At 72.2% G+C, this 16725-nt stretch carries 13 protein-coding genes; 8 read left to right on the forward strand and 5 right to left on the reverse strand.

Annotated elements, in window-relative coordinates; all coding sequences use genetic code 11:
- Positions 1-11: 11 nt before the first annotated feature.
- Entirely contained in the window at positions 12-1208 is a 1197-nt protein-coding gene (locus DEJ21_RS12580; RefSeq protein WP_111224787.1) for a glycoside hydrolase family 1 protein, read from the forward strand.
- A gap of 108 nt (positions 1209-1316) precedes the next feature.
- Here the strand turns inward: DEJ21_RS12580 and DEJ21_RS12585 are convergent, their stop codons facing one another.
- A complete protein-coding gene (locus DEJ21_RS12585) occupies positions 1317-2504 on the reverse strand; it encodes an ankyrin repeat domain-containing protein (protein WP_146247764.1) in 1188 nt (395 codons plus the stop codon).
- 144 nt (positions 2505-2648) lie between these two features.
- Between DEJ21_RS12585 and DEJ21_RS12590 the strand changes: the two genes are divergently transcribed.
- Genes DEJ21_RS12590 through DEJ21_RS12620 form a run of 7 tightly spaced genes read left to right on the forward strand, consistent with a single transcriptional unit; the run spans position 2649 to position 10603 of the window.
- Positions 2649-3269, forward strand: a complete 621-nt coding sequence (locus DEJ21_RS12590; RefSeq protein WP_111224789.1) for an acyltransferase — start codon at positions 2649-2651, stop codon at positions 3267-3269.
- Positions 3266-4363 carry a DegT/DnrJ/EryC1/StrS aminotransferase family protein gene (locus DEJ21_RS12595; protein WP_111110425.1) on the forward strand — a complete coding sequence of 366 codons (1098 nt, stop codon included), beginning with the start codon at positions 3266-3268 and terminating at the stop codon, positions 4361-4363. Before DEJ21_RS12590 ends, DEJ21_RS12595 begins: the two co-directional genes overlap by 4 nt.
- Complete coding sequence (locus tag DEJ21_RS12600; protein WP_111224790.1) at positions 4360-5376, forward strand: Gfo/Idh/MocA family protein; 1017 nt, start codon at positions 4360-4362, stop codon at positions 5374-5376. Before DEJ21_RS12595 ends, DEJ21_RS12600 begins: the two co-directional genes overlap by 4 nt.
- Complete coding sequence (locus DEJ21_RS12605) at positions 5373-6680, forward strand: nucleotide sugar dehydrogenase (protein ID WP_111224791.1); 1308 nt, start codon at positions 5373-5375, stop codon at positions 6678-6680. Before DEJ21_RS12600 ends, DEJ21_RS12605 begins: the two co-directional genes overlap by 4 nt.
- Positions 6681-6684: 4 nt before the next feature.
- Positions 6685-7977: a lipopolysaccharide biosynthesis protein gene (locus tag DEJ21_RS12610; RefSeq protein WP_111224792.1), complete on the forward strand. Its 1293-nt coding sequence runs from the start codon at positions 6685-6687 to the stop codon at positions 7975-7977.
- Positions 7978-8018: 41 nt separating this feature from the next.
- Entirely contained in the window at positions 8019-9197 is a 1179-nt protein-coding gene (locus tag DEJ21_RS12615; protein ID WP_111224793.1) for a glycosyltransferase, read from the forward strand.
- Positions 9194-10603 (forward strand): right-handed parallel beta-helix repeat-containing protein, encoded by a 1410-nt coding sequence (locus DEJ21_RS12620; RefSeq protein ID WP_111224794.1) that lies wholly within the window; start codon positions 9194-9196, stop codon positions 10601-10603. Before DEJ21_RS12615 ends, DEJ21_RS12620 begins: the two co-directional genes overlap by 4 nt.
- Positions 10604-12203: 1600 nt before the next feature.
- Here the strand turns inward: DEJ21_RS12620 and DEJ21_RS12625 are convergent.
- The 4 genes from DEJ21_RS12625 to DEJ21_RS12640 are packed head-to-tail and all read right to left on the reverse strand — an operon-like array spanning position 12204 to position 16718.
- On the reverse strand, positions 12204-13346 hold the full coding sequence (locus tag DEJ21_RS12625; protein ID WP_111224795.1) for a glycosyltransferase: 1143 nt from the start codon (positions 13344-13346) through the stop codon (positions 12204-12206).
- Between the two features lie 47 nt (positions 13347-13393).
- The gene (locus DEJ21_RS12630; protein WP_181435869.1) at positions 13394-14701 is read right to left on the reverse strand and encodes a glycosyltransferase family 4 protein; all 1308 of its coding nucleotides are present in this window, start codon (positions 14699-14701) and stop codon (positions 13394-13396) included.
- A complete protein-coding gene (locus DEJ21_RS12635; protein ID WP_111224797.1) occupies positions 14698-15339 on the reverse strand; it encodes a sugar transferase in 642 nt (213 codons plus the stop codon). The genes DEJ21_RS12630 and DEJ21_RS12635 overlap by 4 nt, the downstream gene beginning before the upstream one ends.
- Positions 15340-15353: 14 nt before the next feature.
- Positions 15354-16718, reverse strand: a complete 1365-nt coding sequence (locus DEJ21_RS12640) for a polysaccharide biosynthesis tyrosine autokinase (RefSeq protein WP_111224798.1) — start codon at positions 16716-16718, stop codon at positions 15354-15356.
- Positions 16719-16725 lie beyond the last annotated feature (7 nt).

A 16725-nucleotide genomic window follows, 5' to 3' on the forward strand; every position in this document is an offset into this window, starting at 1 on the left:
TGAAAGGCACCATCATCTCCACGCTGCAGTTCCCCGACGGCTTCCTCTGGGGTGCCGCCACCGCCGCCCACCAGATCGAGGGCAACAACGTCAACAGCAACTGGTGGGTGCACGAGCACGAGCCGGACACCACCATCGTCGAGCCCTCGGGCGACGCGGCGGACAGCTACCACCGGTACCGCGAGGACATCCGCATCGCGGTCGAGCTCGGGCTGAACTCCTACCGGTTCAGCATCGAGTGGGCCCGCATCGAGCCCGAGCGCGGGTTCGTCAGCCGTGCCGAGGTCGACCACTACCGCCGCATGGTCGATGCCTGCCACGAGTTCGGCATCGAGCCGATCGTCACCCTCATGCACTTCACCGTGCCGCGCTGGTTCGAACGCGACGGCTTCTGGCGGGCACCCGACGCCGCCGACCTGTTCGCCCGCTACACCGAGGCCGCGCTCCCCGTGGTGCAGGACGGTGTTCGCTACGTCTGCACGATCAACGAGCCGAACATCGCGGCCATGCTCGCGGGCGGCGAGGACGCGGCCAACCTGGTGGCGTTCGGCCTGCCGAACCCGGACCTGGGCGTCGCCGATGCTCTGCTGGCCAGCCACAAGCGGTCGCGCGAGGTCCTGTCACAGGTGTCGGGCCTCCAGTCGGGGTGGACCATCGCGACGCAGGCCTTCAAGTCGTCCGGTGAGCCCGGGGCGGACGCCATGCTCCGCGAGTACGGGTACCCGCGCGACGACTGGTACCTCGAGCAGGCCGCCGGCGACGACTTCCTGGGCGTGCAGGCCTACACCCGCACGTTCATCGGTCCGGACGGGCCCCTGCCCGTGTCCGACGACGTCGAGACCACCCTGACCGGCTGGGAGTTCTACCCCGAGGCCTCGGCCGACGGGCTCCGCAGCGCGTGGGAGCTCTCCGGCGGCGTCCCGCTGATGATCACCGAGAACGGCATCGCCACCGCCGACGACTCCCGCCGGCAGGCCTACACGCAGGGCGCCCTCGAGGGCATCCACCGCTGCATCGAGGACGGCATCGAGGTCCTCGGCTACCAGCACTGGTCGCTCCTGGACAACTACGAGTGGGCCTCCGGCTTCCGCCCGACGTTCGGGTTGGTCGCGTGGGATCGCGAGACCTTCGAGCGCACGCCGAAGGACTCCGCCCGCTGGTACGGGCGGGTCGCGCAGGCGAACGCCATCGAGCAGGTCACCGTCTAGGGCGGTCGATCCCGCAGGCGCGCGGCGGACGGGAGGCCCTGCTCCCGTCCGCCGCGCTTCCGCGTGCCCGGCACGTGGCCGGGGCACGGGCCGTGGTGCGGACTGCGCTCAGGCCGCGGTGAGCAGGTCGGCGACGGCCGTCTCGCGGAGCAGCTCCGCGCGGTCTGCGGCGGTCGAGCCCTCGTCGTCGACGGCGTCCCGGTCGACGTCGAGCGACAGCACGACCCGGACGGTGTCGAGGTCGCCGGAGTCGACGGCCGCGATCAGCAGCGTCGCGCCCCGTGACCCGCGCGCCCTGGTGTCCGCGCCCGCGGTGGCGAGCGCACGCACGATCGCGGCGTGCCCACCCCACGCAGCGCGGACGATCGGGGCGTTGCCGTCGCCGTCACGGGCCTCCAGGTCGGCACCCGCTCCGACCAGCACGTCGACCGCCCGTCGCGCGTCGCGGTCGATCGCCAGCGTCAGCGGCGTCCGCCCCTCGGTGTCCTCCAGCTGCAGGGTCGCGCCGCGGCGCAGGAGTTCCTCGAGCATCTCGGGGTGGTCGAACCACGCGGCGGCGTGCAGCGGGGCGAAGCCCCAGCGGGGGTCGACGTCGTCGACGTCGCTCGCGTCGTCGGCCAGGTGCAGTCCGCCGAGGTCGCCGTAGGCCGCTGCCCGCACCACCTCGGTCGTCCACTCGACCCAGCCGTCCGGCACCGGGCCGTGCCAGCCGCGTGCCGGGCGCGCCTCGAGGTCGGCGTACACGCTCTCGGCGACGCTCCGGATCGCCACCCGGACGCCCCGGAACCGGATCGCGACTTCGCCGACGGGTGAGATCAGCAGGCGGAGTTCCCAGGCGTCGTGCTCGTTCAGGTACTCGAGCTCGCCCCGGGCGACGTGGGCGTCACCGGCGAGCAGCGCTGCGGCGTCGACAGTCGGCGGGTCGATGACGGCGTCCCGGAGCCGGAGCGACACCCTGGCGTGGTTCCAGCGACGCCACAGGCCACTCGGGGTGTCGAGGACCTCGTCGTTGCGGACCACGATGTCGGCGTGCACGACGACCGGGTCGGGCACACCGTGCCCCGGCAGGTCGACGGGGGTCGTCACGTCGTCCTCGTCGGCGTCCGGGTCGACGACGGCGTCGGCGGACTCCACGACCCAGCGTTCGATCCGCGAGTCGGTCCACTTGACGGTCAGGAGCGCGGCGACCGTGGGCGGGGCGTCCTCGAGCAACCGGGTCACGTGTTCGCGCTGGCCGTCGAAGTCCTCGAGGGAGACGTAGCCAACGGAGGGCCAGTTCACTCGACTCCATCGCACGGGACGACACTACCGGCGTCCGGCGACAGGGCTGCGGTGCCATTGCATCGCACTCGCGATCATCACACTTGATATGTCGTACCGGTATATCGTATGGTGGTCCGGCAGCGGAGGTCCCGCCGCGCCTGATCCGGAAGCGCACCCATGACCCCCAGTCCCACCCTCCCGACGGCGTTCATCGCCCCGGCAGCCGTCGTGTCGCCCTCGGCGGCCGTCGCTCCCGGGGTCCGCATCTGGGACGACTCCCACGTCGAGGCGCACGCGTCCGTCGGCAGCGAGACCCTCGTCGGCCGCGGCGTCACGATCGGCGCCGGTGTCCGCATCGGTGCGCGCTGCAAGATCCAGAACGGCGCCCTGGTCTACGGACCGGCGGTCGTCGGCGACGGTGTCTTCATCGGCCCCGGTGCCGTCCTCACCAACGACAACACGCCGCGGGCGATCAACCCGGACGGTTCCGTGCAGGACGCCGACGACTGGCGGCCCACGGCCGTCGTCGTCGAGCACGGCGCGTCGATCGGCGCCGGGGCGCTCTGCGTCGCCCCCATCCGCATCGGCCGGTGGGCGATGGTCGCGGCCGGCGCCGTCGTCGTCCACGACGTCCCGGACCACGCGCTCGTCGCCGGGGTTCCCGCCCGCCGCATCGGCTGGGTGAGCCGGACCGGCCGACGGCTGGCGCAGATCGACGACCGCACGCTGGTCTGCACCGAGACCGGTGACCGCTTCCTCCACTCCGAGACCACCGACACGATCGAGGCGATCCGTTGACCACCACACTGGAACTCATCCCCGCGGCGAAGCCCCTCATCGGCCTCGAGGAACGCCGCGCCGTCGATGCCGTCCTCGAAGGGGGTGGTCTCGCGCAGGGCCCCGAGGTCGCGGCCTTCGAACGCGAGTTCGGCGACGTCCTCGTCGCCGGAGCCTCGGTCACCGCGGTCAACAGCGGCACCGCTGCACTGCACCTGGCGCTCGTCGCGCTCGGCATCGGTCCGGGTGACGAGGTCATCGTGCCCTCGTTCACCTTCGCGGCCACGGCGAACGCGGTCCGACTCGTCGGCGCCGAGCCGGTGTTCGTCGACATCGATCCCCTGACCTACTGCGTGGACCCGGCGGCTGTCCGGGCCGCCGTCACCCCGGCGACCCGCGCGGTCATGCCGGTACACCTCTACGGGCACCCGGCCGACATGACCGCGATCGCCCGGATCGCCGAGGAGCACGACCTGCTCGTCGTCGAGGACGCTGCGCAGGCGCACGGAGCCCGGTGGGCCGGCACGCGCGTCGGCAGCTCGTCCGACGCCGCGGCGTTCAGCCTCTACCCCACCAAGAACATGACCGCGGGCGAAGGGGGCATGGTCTCGACCCGCGACGCCGCGGTCGACCGGATGCTCCGGCTGCTGCGGAACCAGGGCATGGAGCAGCGCTACGCGAACGAGGTCATCGGCTTCAACGCGCGGATGACCGACATCCACGCCGCGATCGGGCGTGTGCAGCTCCGCAAGGTGCTCGGGTGGACCGCACAGCGCCAGGCGAACGCGGCCTACTTCAGCCGTGAACTCGACGGGGTGGTGACACCGACGACCGACCCCCGAGCCGAGCACGTCTTCCACCAGTACGTCGTGCGGGTGCCGTCCGACCGCGACGGCTTCGCGGCCGCACTGCGCTCCGAGTTCGGCATCGGGACCGGGGTCTACTACCCGACGCCCGTGCACCGGCTCCCGTCGTTCGCACACGACCTCGACCTGCCCGAGACCGAGCGTGCCGCGTCCGAGGTCCTCGCGCTCCCCGTCTACCCGACCCTGACGCTCTCGCAGCTCGACCGCGTCGTCGAGGCCGTCAACACCCTCGCCGGGGCCGGACGATGAGCGGCGTGCTGCGAGCCGGGGTCATCGGCCTCGGGATGATGGGGCGGCACCACGCCCGGGTCCTCCGGTCGCTCGAGGGGGTCGAGCTCGTCGGCGTCGCCGATGCCCTCGGTGACCCGCACGACGTCGCCCAGGGCGTGCCGGTCGTCCGGTCCGTCGGTGAGCTCGTCGCACTCGGGCTCGACACTGCGGTCGTCGCGGTCCCCACGGCGCACCACGAAGCCGTCGGTCTGGAACTCGCCGCGGCGGGGGTGCACGCCTTGATCGAGAAGCCCGTCGCGGTCGACGGTCCGGCTGCCGCGCGCCTCGTGGCCGGCTTCGACCGCGCCGGACTCGTCGGTGCCGTGGGCCACATCGAGCGCTACAACCCGGCGCTCCAGGCGCTGCGACAGCGGCTCGACGCCGGTGAGCTCGGCGACGTCTACCAGATCGTCACGCGTCGCCAGGGGCCCTTCCCCGCACGGATCGCGGACGTCGGCGTCGTGAAGGACCTCGCCACGCACGACATCGACTCGACGTCGTGGATCGCCCGGTCACCGTTCGTCCACGTCGGAGCGCTCGCGGGCACCAAGAGCGGGCGTCCCCACGAGGACCTCGTCACCGTGACCGGACGCCTGGCCGACGGCACCCTGACCTCGCACCTCGTGAACTGGCTCACCCCGTACAAGGAGCGCTTGTTGGTCGTCACCGGTGACCGCGGCACGTTCGTCGCCGACACCCTCACCGCCGACCTGACCTTCCACGCGAACGGCACCGTCCAGACCGAGTGGGACCAGGTCGCCGCGTTCCGGGGTGTGTCCGAGGGGGCCAGTACCCGGTTCGCCATCACCAAGCGCGAGCCGCTCCTGGTCGAACACGAGGCGTTCCGCGACGCCGTGCTCGGGCGGCCGTCGGACATCGTCACCCTCCGCGACGGCCTCCGGACGGTGCTCGTCGCCGAGGCCGTCCTCGAGTCCTCGCGGATCCAGCAGACCGTGCAGCTCGGCACGGACGCCGAAGGAGCAGCAGCATGAACGTCGTCGTCGTCGGTCTCGGCAAGATCGGGCTCCCGCTCGCTGTCCAGTACGCACGGTCCGGTGCACACGTCACGGGCCTCGACGTCGCGAGCGGGGTGGTCGACGCCGTGAACGCTGCGACCGAGCCGTTCCCCGGCGAGCACGGGCTCGCCGACGGCCTGCGTGAGGTGGTCCCCACAGGGATGCTCCGCGCGACCACGGACGCCGCGGCAGCGATCCCCGGCGCCGACGTCGTCGTGGTCGTCGTGCCGCTCTTCGTCGATGCCGACGGCATCCCCGACTTCGGCTGGATGGACGCCGCCACCGACACGATCGGCGACCACCTGCGACCCGGCACCCTGGTCGCGTACGAGACGACGCTGCCGGTCGGGACGACCCGCGGTCGCTGGGCACCCCGGCTCGAGGCGCGCTCCGGACTCGTCGAGGGGCAGGACTTCCACGTGGTGTTCTCGCCGGAGCGGGTCCTGACCGGCCGGGTGTTCGCCGACCTCCGGCGCTACCCGAAGCTCGTCGGTGGTCTCTCCGACCAGGGCTCGGCGCGCGGCCGGGCCTTCTACGAAGCGGTGCTGCAGTTCGACGAGCGCGACGATCTCGGTCGGCCGAACGGCGTCTGGGACCTCCGCACCGCCGAGGCCGCCGAGCTCGCGAAGCTCGCCGAGACCACCTACCGCGACGTCAACATCGCGCTGGCGAACGAGTTCGCCCGGTTCGCCGAACGGCAGTCCATCGACATCGCCGCGGTCATCGACGCCTGCAACTCCCAGCCGTACAGCCACATCCACCGGCCCGGGATCGCCGTCGGCGGTCACTGCATCCCGGTGTACCCCCGGCTGTACCTCTGGAACGACCCGGAGGCGACGGTCGTCCGCGCCGCTCGTGCACGGAACGTCTCGATGCCGGCGCACGCGGTCGACCTCCTCGAGCGCCTGCACGGGGACCTGCGGGGCCAGCACGTGGTGGTCCTCGGTGCTGCGTACCGCGGCGGCGTCAAGGAGACCGCGTTCTCCGGGGTGTTCGGCACCGTCGACGCGCTCCGGGCGCACGGCGCGGTCGTGACCGTGTCCGACCCGCTGTACTCCGACGACGAGCTCCGCAACCTCGGCTTCGAGCCCCACGTCGACGGCGGAGCGGTGGACGCAGCGGTCGTGCAGGCCGACCACGCCGAGTACGCGACGTGGGACGAGTCCCGGCTGCCCGGCGTCCGGACGGTCGTCGACGGCCGACGCATCCTCGACGCCGCGCGGTGGGCCTCCGCCACGGTGACCACGATCGGCGCTCCGCCCGTGGTCGCCGTGGCCTGACGCCGTGCGGCCCTCGCCCCGGCGGCGCCTCCCGGCGATCGCGACGATCCTCGTCGGCACGATCCTCGGACAGGGCCTGGTCGTGGCGATCTCACCGCTGCTGACCCGGCTCTACACCCCGGCGGACTTCGGCACGCTCGCGGTCGTCACGGCGGTCGCGAGCATCCTCGGAGCCGGAGCGACGCTCGGCACCGACCGTGCGCTGGTCGTCGCACACGACCGGTCGACGACCAGCGCGCTGGTCACACTCGGTCTGCTCTCGACGCTCGTCGTCGGTGCCGGCACCACCTGGGCTGCCTGGGGCCTCCGCGACGACGCGGCACGGTGGTTCACCGCACCGGCCCTCGAAGACCTGTGGTGGACCGTCCCCGTGACGGTCGTCGCAGTGGGGGTGCAACGGATCGCCTCGGCCGTGCTCGCGCGGCGGCAGCAGCACCGGTCCATCGCCGTGCGCAACGCCTGTCAGGGCATCGGCCAGTCCGTCTGGAACCTGGCGATGGCCGCGGCCGGTCCGGTCGGGCTGGTGGGCGGCCTGGCGGTCGGCCGGATCGCGGCCGTGCTCGGGATGGTCCGGTTCCGGCGGGGCGACGGCGAGCGGATCACCCCTCGGGCGCTCTCGGCCGCTGCCCATCACCACCGACGGTTCCTCGTCATCACGCCGTGGTCCTCGATGCTGAACGTCGTCGGACAGCAGGCGCCGGGCTTGCTCATCGCGGCCCTGCACGGCAGCGTCGCCGCAGGCTTCGTCGCCCTCACGATGCGGGTGCTCGGTGCGCCCGTCGGCATGGTCGCCGACGCCACCGCGCAGTACGCCGCCGGGGCGTTCGGACTCCGCATCCGCTCGGCCGATCCGGTCCGCGGGCTGCTGGTCCGCCTCGTCGTGCGGTTGGCGCTCGCCGGGGCGGTGGCCGCGGTGGTGGTCGTGCTCCTCGGCCCGGCGGTGTTCTCGACGGTGTTCGGCCCGGAGTGGGCCGTCTCGGGGACGTACGCACAGGTGCTCGTCCCGGCCTTCGCGATCCAGGTCGCGGTGTCGCCGGTCACGCAGGTGCTGTCGATGCTACAGCGGCAGGGAGCACAACTGGCCTGGGACGGAGCACGGCTCGCGCTGTCCGCTTCGGCAGTGCTCGTGCCGTCGCTGCTCGGTGCGCCGATGCCCGTCGTGCTCCTGTCGCTCGCCTCGGCGATGGCGATCTCGTACGCGGCGGTGCTCCTCATGGTCCTCCGGGCCGCCCGGATCCACGACCGTGGCGCAAGCGGTCGACGGGCTACCAGACGACGACGAAAATATGACATGTAGATAACTCGCGTCGTGGGTGAACGGACCCATAGTTTCGGTGCATGGCTTCTCGACCGCGTCCGTTCGACATCGTCCACGTCTCGAGCGCGCACCCATGGACCGACAACCGAGTGCACCTCCGTGCTGCGGCGAGCGCAGCGCGTGCCGGGTACCGCACGGCGTTGGTCGCCGTCGCTGCCGCCGGTGCCGGCGCTGATCCGGACTGGCACCTGCCCGATCCCGAGACGGGGGTGTACGTCCGACGCATCCCGGCTCGGCGTCGCGGGCGGCGGGTCCTGGTGTCCTCGGTCCAGGTCATCGGGGCGGCACTCTCGTCACGTGCGCCGATCGTGCACCTGCACGACCCCGAACTGCTCTGGGCGCTCCCGCTCCTGCGTGTGTTGCACCGGACGGTGGTGTACGACGCCCACGAAGACCTGCCGGAGCAGGTGCGGGGCAAGGAGTACCTCGGCCCCGTCGCCCGCCGTGGCAGCACGGTTGCGGCGCACGCGGCAGTGGCCCTCGCACGCCGGTCACGCACCGTGGTGGCCGCGACGCCGACCATCGCGCGCCGCTTCCGCGCCGACCGGACCGTCCTGGTCCGGAACGTCCCACGGCTCCGTGCCCAGGACACCGACGCCCCGCCGGCCGCTGCTCGTGGTCAGGTGGCCGTCTACCTCGGGTCGATGAGCCGCGACCGGGGGATCGACGTCCTGACCGGCGTCGCGGCCTCACCCGGGCTCCCGGACGGCTGGCGTGTGATCACCGCCGGTCCGATCGACTCGGCGGTCGACCGCGGTGCGTTCGACGCACTGGTCGACACCGGGCGCATCGACCACCGGGGCGTCCTGGCACCGCACGCGGCCCGCGACCTGTTGGTCACGGCTCGCGTCGGGCTCCTCCCACTCCTGCCGACGCCGGCCTACGCGGCGTCGATCCCCACGAAGCTCTTCGAGTACCTGGCGGCCGGACTGGCGGTCGTCGCCACCGACGTCCCGCTCTGGCGGGAGCTGCTCGACGGCGCCGACTGCGCGACGTGGGTGCCACCGGGCGACCCGGAAGCCGTCGTGGCCGCACTCCGCCGGTACGACGGCGATCCTGACCTGCTGCGACGGCACGCCGAAGCCGGCCGCGCCCTGGTGCTCGAACACTTCCGGTGGGACCACGAAGAGCACGTCCTGCTCGACCTGTACCGCTCGCTGTCCGGCGCCTCGCCGATGCCGGAAGCAGTCGGGCGGTGACGCCGCTCCGGACACCCCGGTCGGTCGTCAGCCGCCGGGGTGCGCTGTTCGGCGCGGCCGGAGCGATCCCCGCAGCGCTTCTGGCCACCGGGACCCGGCCGGCCGCCGCGTCCGGGCGCTCGAGTCCCGCGCCAGCGGACACGGCCCGGACGGCGACCGACGCCGGGGCCGCCCTGTTGCAGGACGCCGTCGCGGCCACCGACGCGGGTGCCGTGCTCGTCGTGACCCGGCACTGGGTGCTGTCCGAGCCGCTGCGGATCGACCGCGCGATGACGATCCGGTTCGTCGGCGGATCGCTCTCCACCACGCGCGACATCGACCTGGTCGCCGTCGCCGCGTCGGACGTCACCATCATCGACGCGGTCCTCCGGGGTTCCGGGTCGGACCACTCCGGACTCGGTCGGGGTGTCCACGTCGTCGGCACCGTCACCCGGCCGTTCCGCGACGTCCGGATCCTCGGCGCTGACATCCGCGACTTCTCCCACGACGGTGTCCTGCTCGACCACTGCGCGGCGTTCACCGTCGCGGACTGCGTCATCGCCGACGTCGGTTACGCCGGCGTGCTCATGTTCTCGTGCACCGACGGCACGGTGCGCGGCAACCGCATCGCCCGGGTGACCCAGCCTGCGCCGTACCCGAACTCGTACGGCATCGAAGCCGTCCGGGCGACCACCACCGGACTCCTCGGCGCACCACGTTCGGCCCGGATCGTCATCGCGGACAACCACGTCTCCGACGTCCCCGCGTGGGAAGGCATCGACACCCACGGCGGACAGTCCATCGCGATCCTCCGGAACCTCGTCGAGAACTGCCGGGTGGGGATCGCCGTCGTCCCCTCGAAGGACGAGACGAACGCCGGCGCCACGAAGTACGCGCCCCTCGACTGCTCGGTCATCGACAACGTCGTCCGCCGCACGACGTCCGGCCCCGGGTCCGGCATCGTCATCCGCGGCGCGGGCGAGACCGTCGGCGACCCCGCCGAACGGGCGAACGGCATCGTCCTCCGCAACACGGTGACCGGTTACGGGGACGGTGACCGCGACGGGGCCGTCCTCGTCTACCTGACGCGGCACCTGATCGTCGCGCACAACCACTGCCCGGGTGGAGTCCGACGCGGCCTCTCGCTGTACCACTCGAACGATGGCATCACGCTCGTCGGCAACCGGATCGCGGGGCTGCGGCGACAGGGCACGGCGACGTCGGTCGCGATCGACGTCCGCGCCACCGAGAACCGCGGGCACCTGGTGGGCAACCGGTACGAGGGCAGCGTCGAGAGCGGTGCGCTCTACGGGGTGCTGTGCCGCCAGACGGCCAACGACCTGGTGCTCGTGGACAACGACTGGGCCGCGACGACGACCGCGGTCGTGGCCGGTGCCGGCGCGGTGCTCCTGGTCCGCGAGGGCTGAGCTGTTCGACGGCCGGGCACCTTCCGCCGGTCGGTCCGGCCAGCGGTCCACGCACGTGCGGCAGCATCGCGGCGCCCCGCGCCCTGCATCGGCACCGCGCGGAGCAGCATCGGTGCCGGTGCCGATGCCGCTGCCTGTGACAGCGCGGGTGCGGGTGCTCCGCCCACGAGTGCCGAGCGGCGCCCGGTCCGGGATCGTGCTCGCAGCCGATCGTCGCCGCGAAGCGTGGGCCGCCGTCTGGGCGTGGCCCGCTCCCAGCCGCTGCGCGGGGCGATCAGCAGGATCAGCGTGCCCATCAGCAGCCCGTGCGAGAGCATCGCCGTGAAGATCGACGTGTTCGAGAGCATGATGCTCGGCATTACCACTGCCATCGCCGCGACCCGCATCGGGAGCCCCCGGCTCGCGCCGTCGAGGAACCGCAGCCAGACGAACAGCGCAGCCGCCGCGACGAAGATCCCGATCCACCCCAGGTTCGCGAACCCGTCGGCGAACAGGTTGGCGTTCGCGTAGCCCACCGATCCGGGCACCAGGTAGTCGGAGATCCGTTTCGGCGGCGGCAGATCGTACGGGTACTCGATCCAGGGGCTGAGGAACGAGTACCCGTACCGGGCGACGGGGTTGTCGGAGAAGTAGTCGACGTACACCGAGGACAGCAGCCCCGGCGTCAGCATGAAGCGGCGGGTGAACACCGACGTCCAGGTGATGCCGCCCTGCACCTCGTCGGCGACCGCGGAGACGATCATGATCGCGAGGGGCGCACCGAGGAAGGCGAGCGACCGCGCCGGCTTCGTGCCCCGGAACAGCACCGCCATCCCGAGGACGGCGATGAACGAGAACAGGACCGCCTTGAACCCGGTGCTCGAGTACAGCAGGAACTGCCCGGCCAAGGCGAGGACCACCAGGGACGGGCGGCGACGGAAGATGCCGCGCGCGAGGACCAGCGGGTTGATCACGTACGCCTGACCGGTCAACAGGTACCCGAGGGCACCGCCGGTCCCGACGTCGGCCGAGTAGTCGGCACGCACCTCGTAGATGTCGTCGAGCGCCAGGAACCGGATGTGGATGCCGACCGTCGCCGCCATCAGGCCGTACGTGACGAGGGAGTAGAGGCCGCACACCAGCCAGGTGAGCGTGCCACGGTCGATCCGCCGCGCGCCGATGACCAGCACGTCGTCCGCCGGCTCGACCCGGGCTGCCGGAGCAGTCGCGACGCTCGGCGTGGCCAGGCTGACCAGTGCGAACGCCGTCCCGACCGCGGCACTCAGCGCGATCGCCGTGGCGGTGGACACGTACCCGGTCGAGATGCTCATGATCATCGTCGGGCTCACGCACACCACGAAGATCGTCCAGAGCACGACGTGCGACGGCCGGACGAGCACCCGGGGGAGCGTCAGTGCCACCCCGGTCGTCAGCACGATGACGACGAGCAGCGCCTGCCAGGGCGCGGGGACGTAGCCGTACCCCAGGTACGAGAAGATCGGTGCGACGAGGTTCGCCGAGATCCAGTTCATCGTGAGGCCGAGGAGCCCGACCGCGACGAACACGCCCGTCACCCGTCCGACCGGACGTGCGAGCTCGGCCCGGTCGATCGTCGCCCGCGTCACCGGGTGGCCGTCGGCGTCGATCGTGCTGCGCGGACGCCGGGCAGGAGTTCGTCGTACATCTCGACCAGCCGCTCGGCCTCCGGCGCCCAGGTGAACCGCGCGGCAGCCCGTCGGGCCTCGGCACCGTGCCGCTCGAGGAGCGCGGGGTCGTCCGCGTACCGGCGGATCGCCTCGGCGATGGCCGTGGGATCGTCAGCGGGGACGAAGGTCACGCACTCGACCCCGCGCAACAGGTGCCGCCACAGGGGGATGTCGGTGGCGATGACGGCGAGTCCGGCCGCGAGGTACTCGAACAGCTTCGTCGGGAAGATCTGGTCGGTGACGGGCGTCCGACGGAAGGGGACCACGCCGATCCGGGCGCGGAGGAGCAGGTCGCGCGCCTCCATCGGACCGACGACGCCGCCGTGCACAGCCCGGCCGGTGGCCTCGGCGGCACGCAACCGCTCCGTCGACGTCGCCCGGTCGATCGAGCCGACCATCTCGACCCGCCATCCGGCCGGGAACGACGGTTCCTCGACGACGGACGCGAGCACGTCGATGCCACGGTCATGACTCAGGACCCCGACGTGCGCGACCAGGGCGGGCCGCGCCTCCAGGCCGACCTGGGCGTCGTCTTCCGGACGCGCGAAGGGGAAGTTGTGGATCGCGATCCGGCGCGGTGCCGGGAACCGGCGTCCGGTCCACTCGGTCGCGGTCACCACCCGGTTCGCCGTCCCGGCCACGCGGAGCAGCCCGTGCGAGAGCCACGCGAACACAGCACGCTGCCGGTGGGTCAGGTAGTCCTTGCCCCAGACCTGGTCGGGCAGGTCCTCGTGCGCGTCGTAGACGACGGTGCGACCGGCCAGCCGGAGCACCGGGATGGTCCAGATGAGCTCGGGATCGTGCAGGTGCACCACCCGGGCACGCGACCGCAGCGCGAGGGTGAGCGCCTGCGTCGTCGACACGACCATGCGCCGGACACGCGCACGCCGTGGGATCCGCACTACCTCGACGGCCGTTGGTGGGGCGCCGAGGTCGGACTCGACGGCGATGAGGCGGACGCGGTAACCGGCGTCGGCGGCTGCCGCGGCTTCCCGCAGGTGGACGCGGTTGTCGACCCAGGGGTGGGCGCTGGAGACGTGGACGATGTCGGGGAGCATGCTCGGGTTTCCTCGGACGGGACGGGACGGGACGGGACGGGGGATGGTCAGGCGGCGACGGTGTCGTCGAGGACGCCGGCCAGGACGCCGGCCAGCCGGCGGTAGTCGTGCTCGCGCACGACGTGGTCGCGGCCGCGGGCACCCATGGCCTCGCGTTCGGCGGCGGGCATCGCCGCGAGCGTGCGGATGCCCTCGGCGATCGCCTCGGGGTCGTCCGGCCGGACGTGCAGTCCGCTGGCCGAAGCGGCCACCGGTTCGAGCGTGACGGGTGCTCCGACGAGCAACGGGCGGCCGAGCAGCATGTACTCGTACTGCTTGTTCATCGAGACACCGTGTCGGTAGAGCGGCAGGTCGTGCATGTTGACGACCAGGCAGTCCGCTCGGCGTCCGATGCGGCGGGCGTCGTCCTGCGGCACCCGTCCGTCCCAGGTCACGTCCACGCCGGCCTGGAGGCGCGACGCGCGTTCCCGGAGCGCGCTGACGTCCGATCCGTCCCCGACCATGCGGAGCACCAGACGCGGGCCGCCGCTCGCGGCGGCCCGGCGGGCGGCGAGGTCGAAGCCGTCGAGGACGGCTTCGAGCGCGTTCGCCGGCCCCATCGAGCCGATGTAGGTGACTGTGAAGCGGTCGTCAGCGGGCGCGGGCGCGAGTGCGGTGTCGGGCTCGTCCGTGGGCTCTTCGGGTGCGTCGGGTTCACCGGGCTCGCCGGGTTCGTCGGCTTGCTCGTCGAGCGCGACACCGTTCGGGACCCAGGTGAAGGGCGTGGGCTGACCGCGGTCGGCGTAGTACCGGCCGACGCCCTCGAGCGGGGAGACGATGTGCGCTGCCCGACGGACGACGGTCCGTTCCAGCCGTCGGAGCAGCCGGACCACCGGGTGCCGTTCGGTCATGCCCGCCAGCCCGAGGGCTGACTCCGGCCAGAGGTCGCGCGGCTCAAAGACGAACGGCACGTCCATCCGTCGAGCGAGCACCGAGGCGCCCCACGCGGCCAGGGGGTGGAAGGACCCACCGATCACGATGTCCGGTCGGGGGAGTCCCCGGAGCGACCCCGGTCGGAGCAGCAGCGCGGTGAACAGGCCGATGTCGGCGATGCGACGGATCGCCCGGCGGGCGCCGGCACCACGGTGGTCGACTCCGCGGAGCCAGCAGAACTCGTACCCGTCGCCCGTCCAGCGCTCGCGCAGCGTCCTCCCGTGCAGGTGGGAGCGGCCGGAAGGGTGGTCCGTGCCGGCGGCGATGACCACCGTGCGCCACCCGTGCTCGGTCAGCCCCGCGGCGAGGTGCTGGTGCCGGGTCGCGCGGCCGTCTCGCTCGCGGTGGTGCGCGTAGTGGTTGACGATCCAGACGGTCCTCACCGTGATCCACCCGTCATCGCCGCGGTCCCCTCGAAGACGTCGGAACTGACGTGGCCCGCCGCGGCGATGCCCTCGCGGCGGAGCACCACGACGACCGTGCGGAGCAGGATGCGGAGGTCGAGGCCGAGGGTCACGGTGTCGACGTACTCGACGTCCGACCGGAGCCGCTCGGGCCACGGGAGCGCGTTGCGGCCACGGACCTGGGCGAGACCGGTCAGACCGGGCAGGACGTCGTGTCGGCGGGCCTCCTCGGCGGTGTAGAGGTCGAGGTACCGGCAGAGGGTCGGGCGGGGGCCGACGAAGCTCATGTCACCCCGCAGGATGTTCCACAGGCTGGGGAGCTCGTCCAGGCTCGTCGACCGCAGGAACGAACCGAACGGCGTGAGGCGGTCCTTGTCGCTGACGAGGCCGGCCGCGGGGTCTGGCTCGAGCATCGTGCGGAACTTCACGATGGTGAACGTCTTGCCGTGGAGCCCGGGGCGGGGCTGCCGGAACAGCACGGGACGACCGAGCCGAGCCGCGACCAGGACGGCGACGACGGCGAGCGCCGGAGCGAGTGCGACGAGCGCGAGGGAAGCGCCGACGATGTCGGAGAAGCGCTTGGCGCGGAGCGTGCGCGTGCGGCGGGGGGACTGCATGGGTCGTGTCCTTGTCATCGGTCAGAAGGGCGAGCGCTCTTGTACTCGGAGCGGTAGTACGCGCTCCGGGATGCCTTGTGCTTGGTCTTGGTGAGGACGATGCCGTCGACCTGCTGGCCGACGCGCGCCAGTGCCTCGATGGCGAGTCGGACGTCGGAACGCCTTGTCTGGTTGGCGGCGGTGACCAGCAGGGTCGTCGACACGAGCGTGCTGACGAGTGCCGAGTCGGTGACCGCGAGGACCGGCGGGGTGTCCACCAGGACGACGTCGAACCGAGACGCCAGCTCGCCGAGGACACGAGCCATCGCCTCGGACCCGATGAGTTCGCTGGGGTTCGGCGGGATCGTGCCGGCGGGCAGGACTGCGAGACCGTCGACGCCCCAGTCCTGCAGGACGTCCTCGAGTTCGACCCGGCCGACGAGCAGGTCGGTGAGCCCGACGGCGCCCTCGAGGCTCATCACCGCGGCGACGTTGGGGCGACGGAGGTCGGCATCGATGATGACGGTCCGCATGCCGCTCTTGCTCAGGGCGATCGCGAGGTTGGCGGTCGTGGTCGTCTTGCCCTCGGACGGCCTGGCGCTGGTCACCGCGATGGTCGGTGCGCCGCTGGTCCGGAGGAACTGGATGTTCGTGCGGAGGCTGCGGAAGGCCTCGGACCGTGCCGAGTTCACCTCGTCGCGGATGATCAGCGGGTGCCGCGCTGCGTCGGCGTCGAACGCGATGTCGCCGACGACGGGCACGTCGCCGTCCAGGTCCTCGCCGGAGCGGATCCGCGTGTCGACCGCAGCGCGGAGCAGCGCGAGTGCCGCGCCCGCTGCGAGACCGCCGAGCAGACCGAGCGCGAGGTCGGCGGCCTTCCGCGGGGCGATCGGGCTCAGCGGTCGGGACGCCGGCGTGACCTCTTCGAGCCTGACGGACGGTGCCTGGTCGGCGCCTGCGGGCTCGATCTCCTGCACCACCGTGGCGAGGCTCTTGCCGATCTGTTCAGCGATCGTGGCCGCCGCCTTGGCCGACCCGTCCTGCACGCTGATCCGGATGATCACGGTGCCGGCGTCCACCGAGGTGGTGACCTGGGAGGCGAGGGCAGCGGGGGTGACGTCGAGGTCGAGCTGGTCGATGACGCCCTGCAGCACGCGGGGGGAGGCCGCGAGCTGCATGTACGACTTGATCTTCTGCTGCGCGGCGGTCGACCCCTGTGCGATCTCGCCCGCGGTCGCCGAGGTCTGGCCGGCGACCGAGACGTAGTACGAGGTCGAAGCCTCGTAGGTGGGCGGGGTGATGCTCGTGACGACGAGGGATGCACCGGCTCCGAGGAGCGTTGCACCGGCGATGATCCACCAGCCCGAGAGGAGGGCGCGGATGACGGCGAGGTAGTTCAAGAGGAGC

Source organism: Curtobacterium sp. MCSS17_006 (genome assembly GCF_003234215.1).
GTDB lineage: Bacteria > Actinomycetota > Actinomycetes > Actinomycetales > Microbacteriaceae > Curtobacterium > Curtobacterium flaccumfaciens.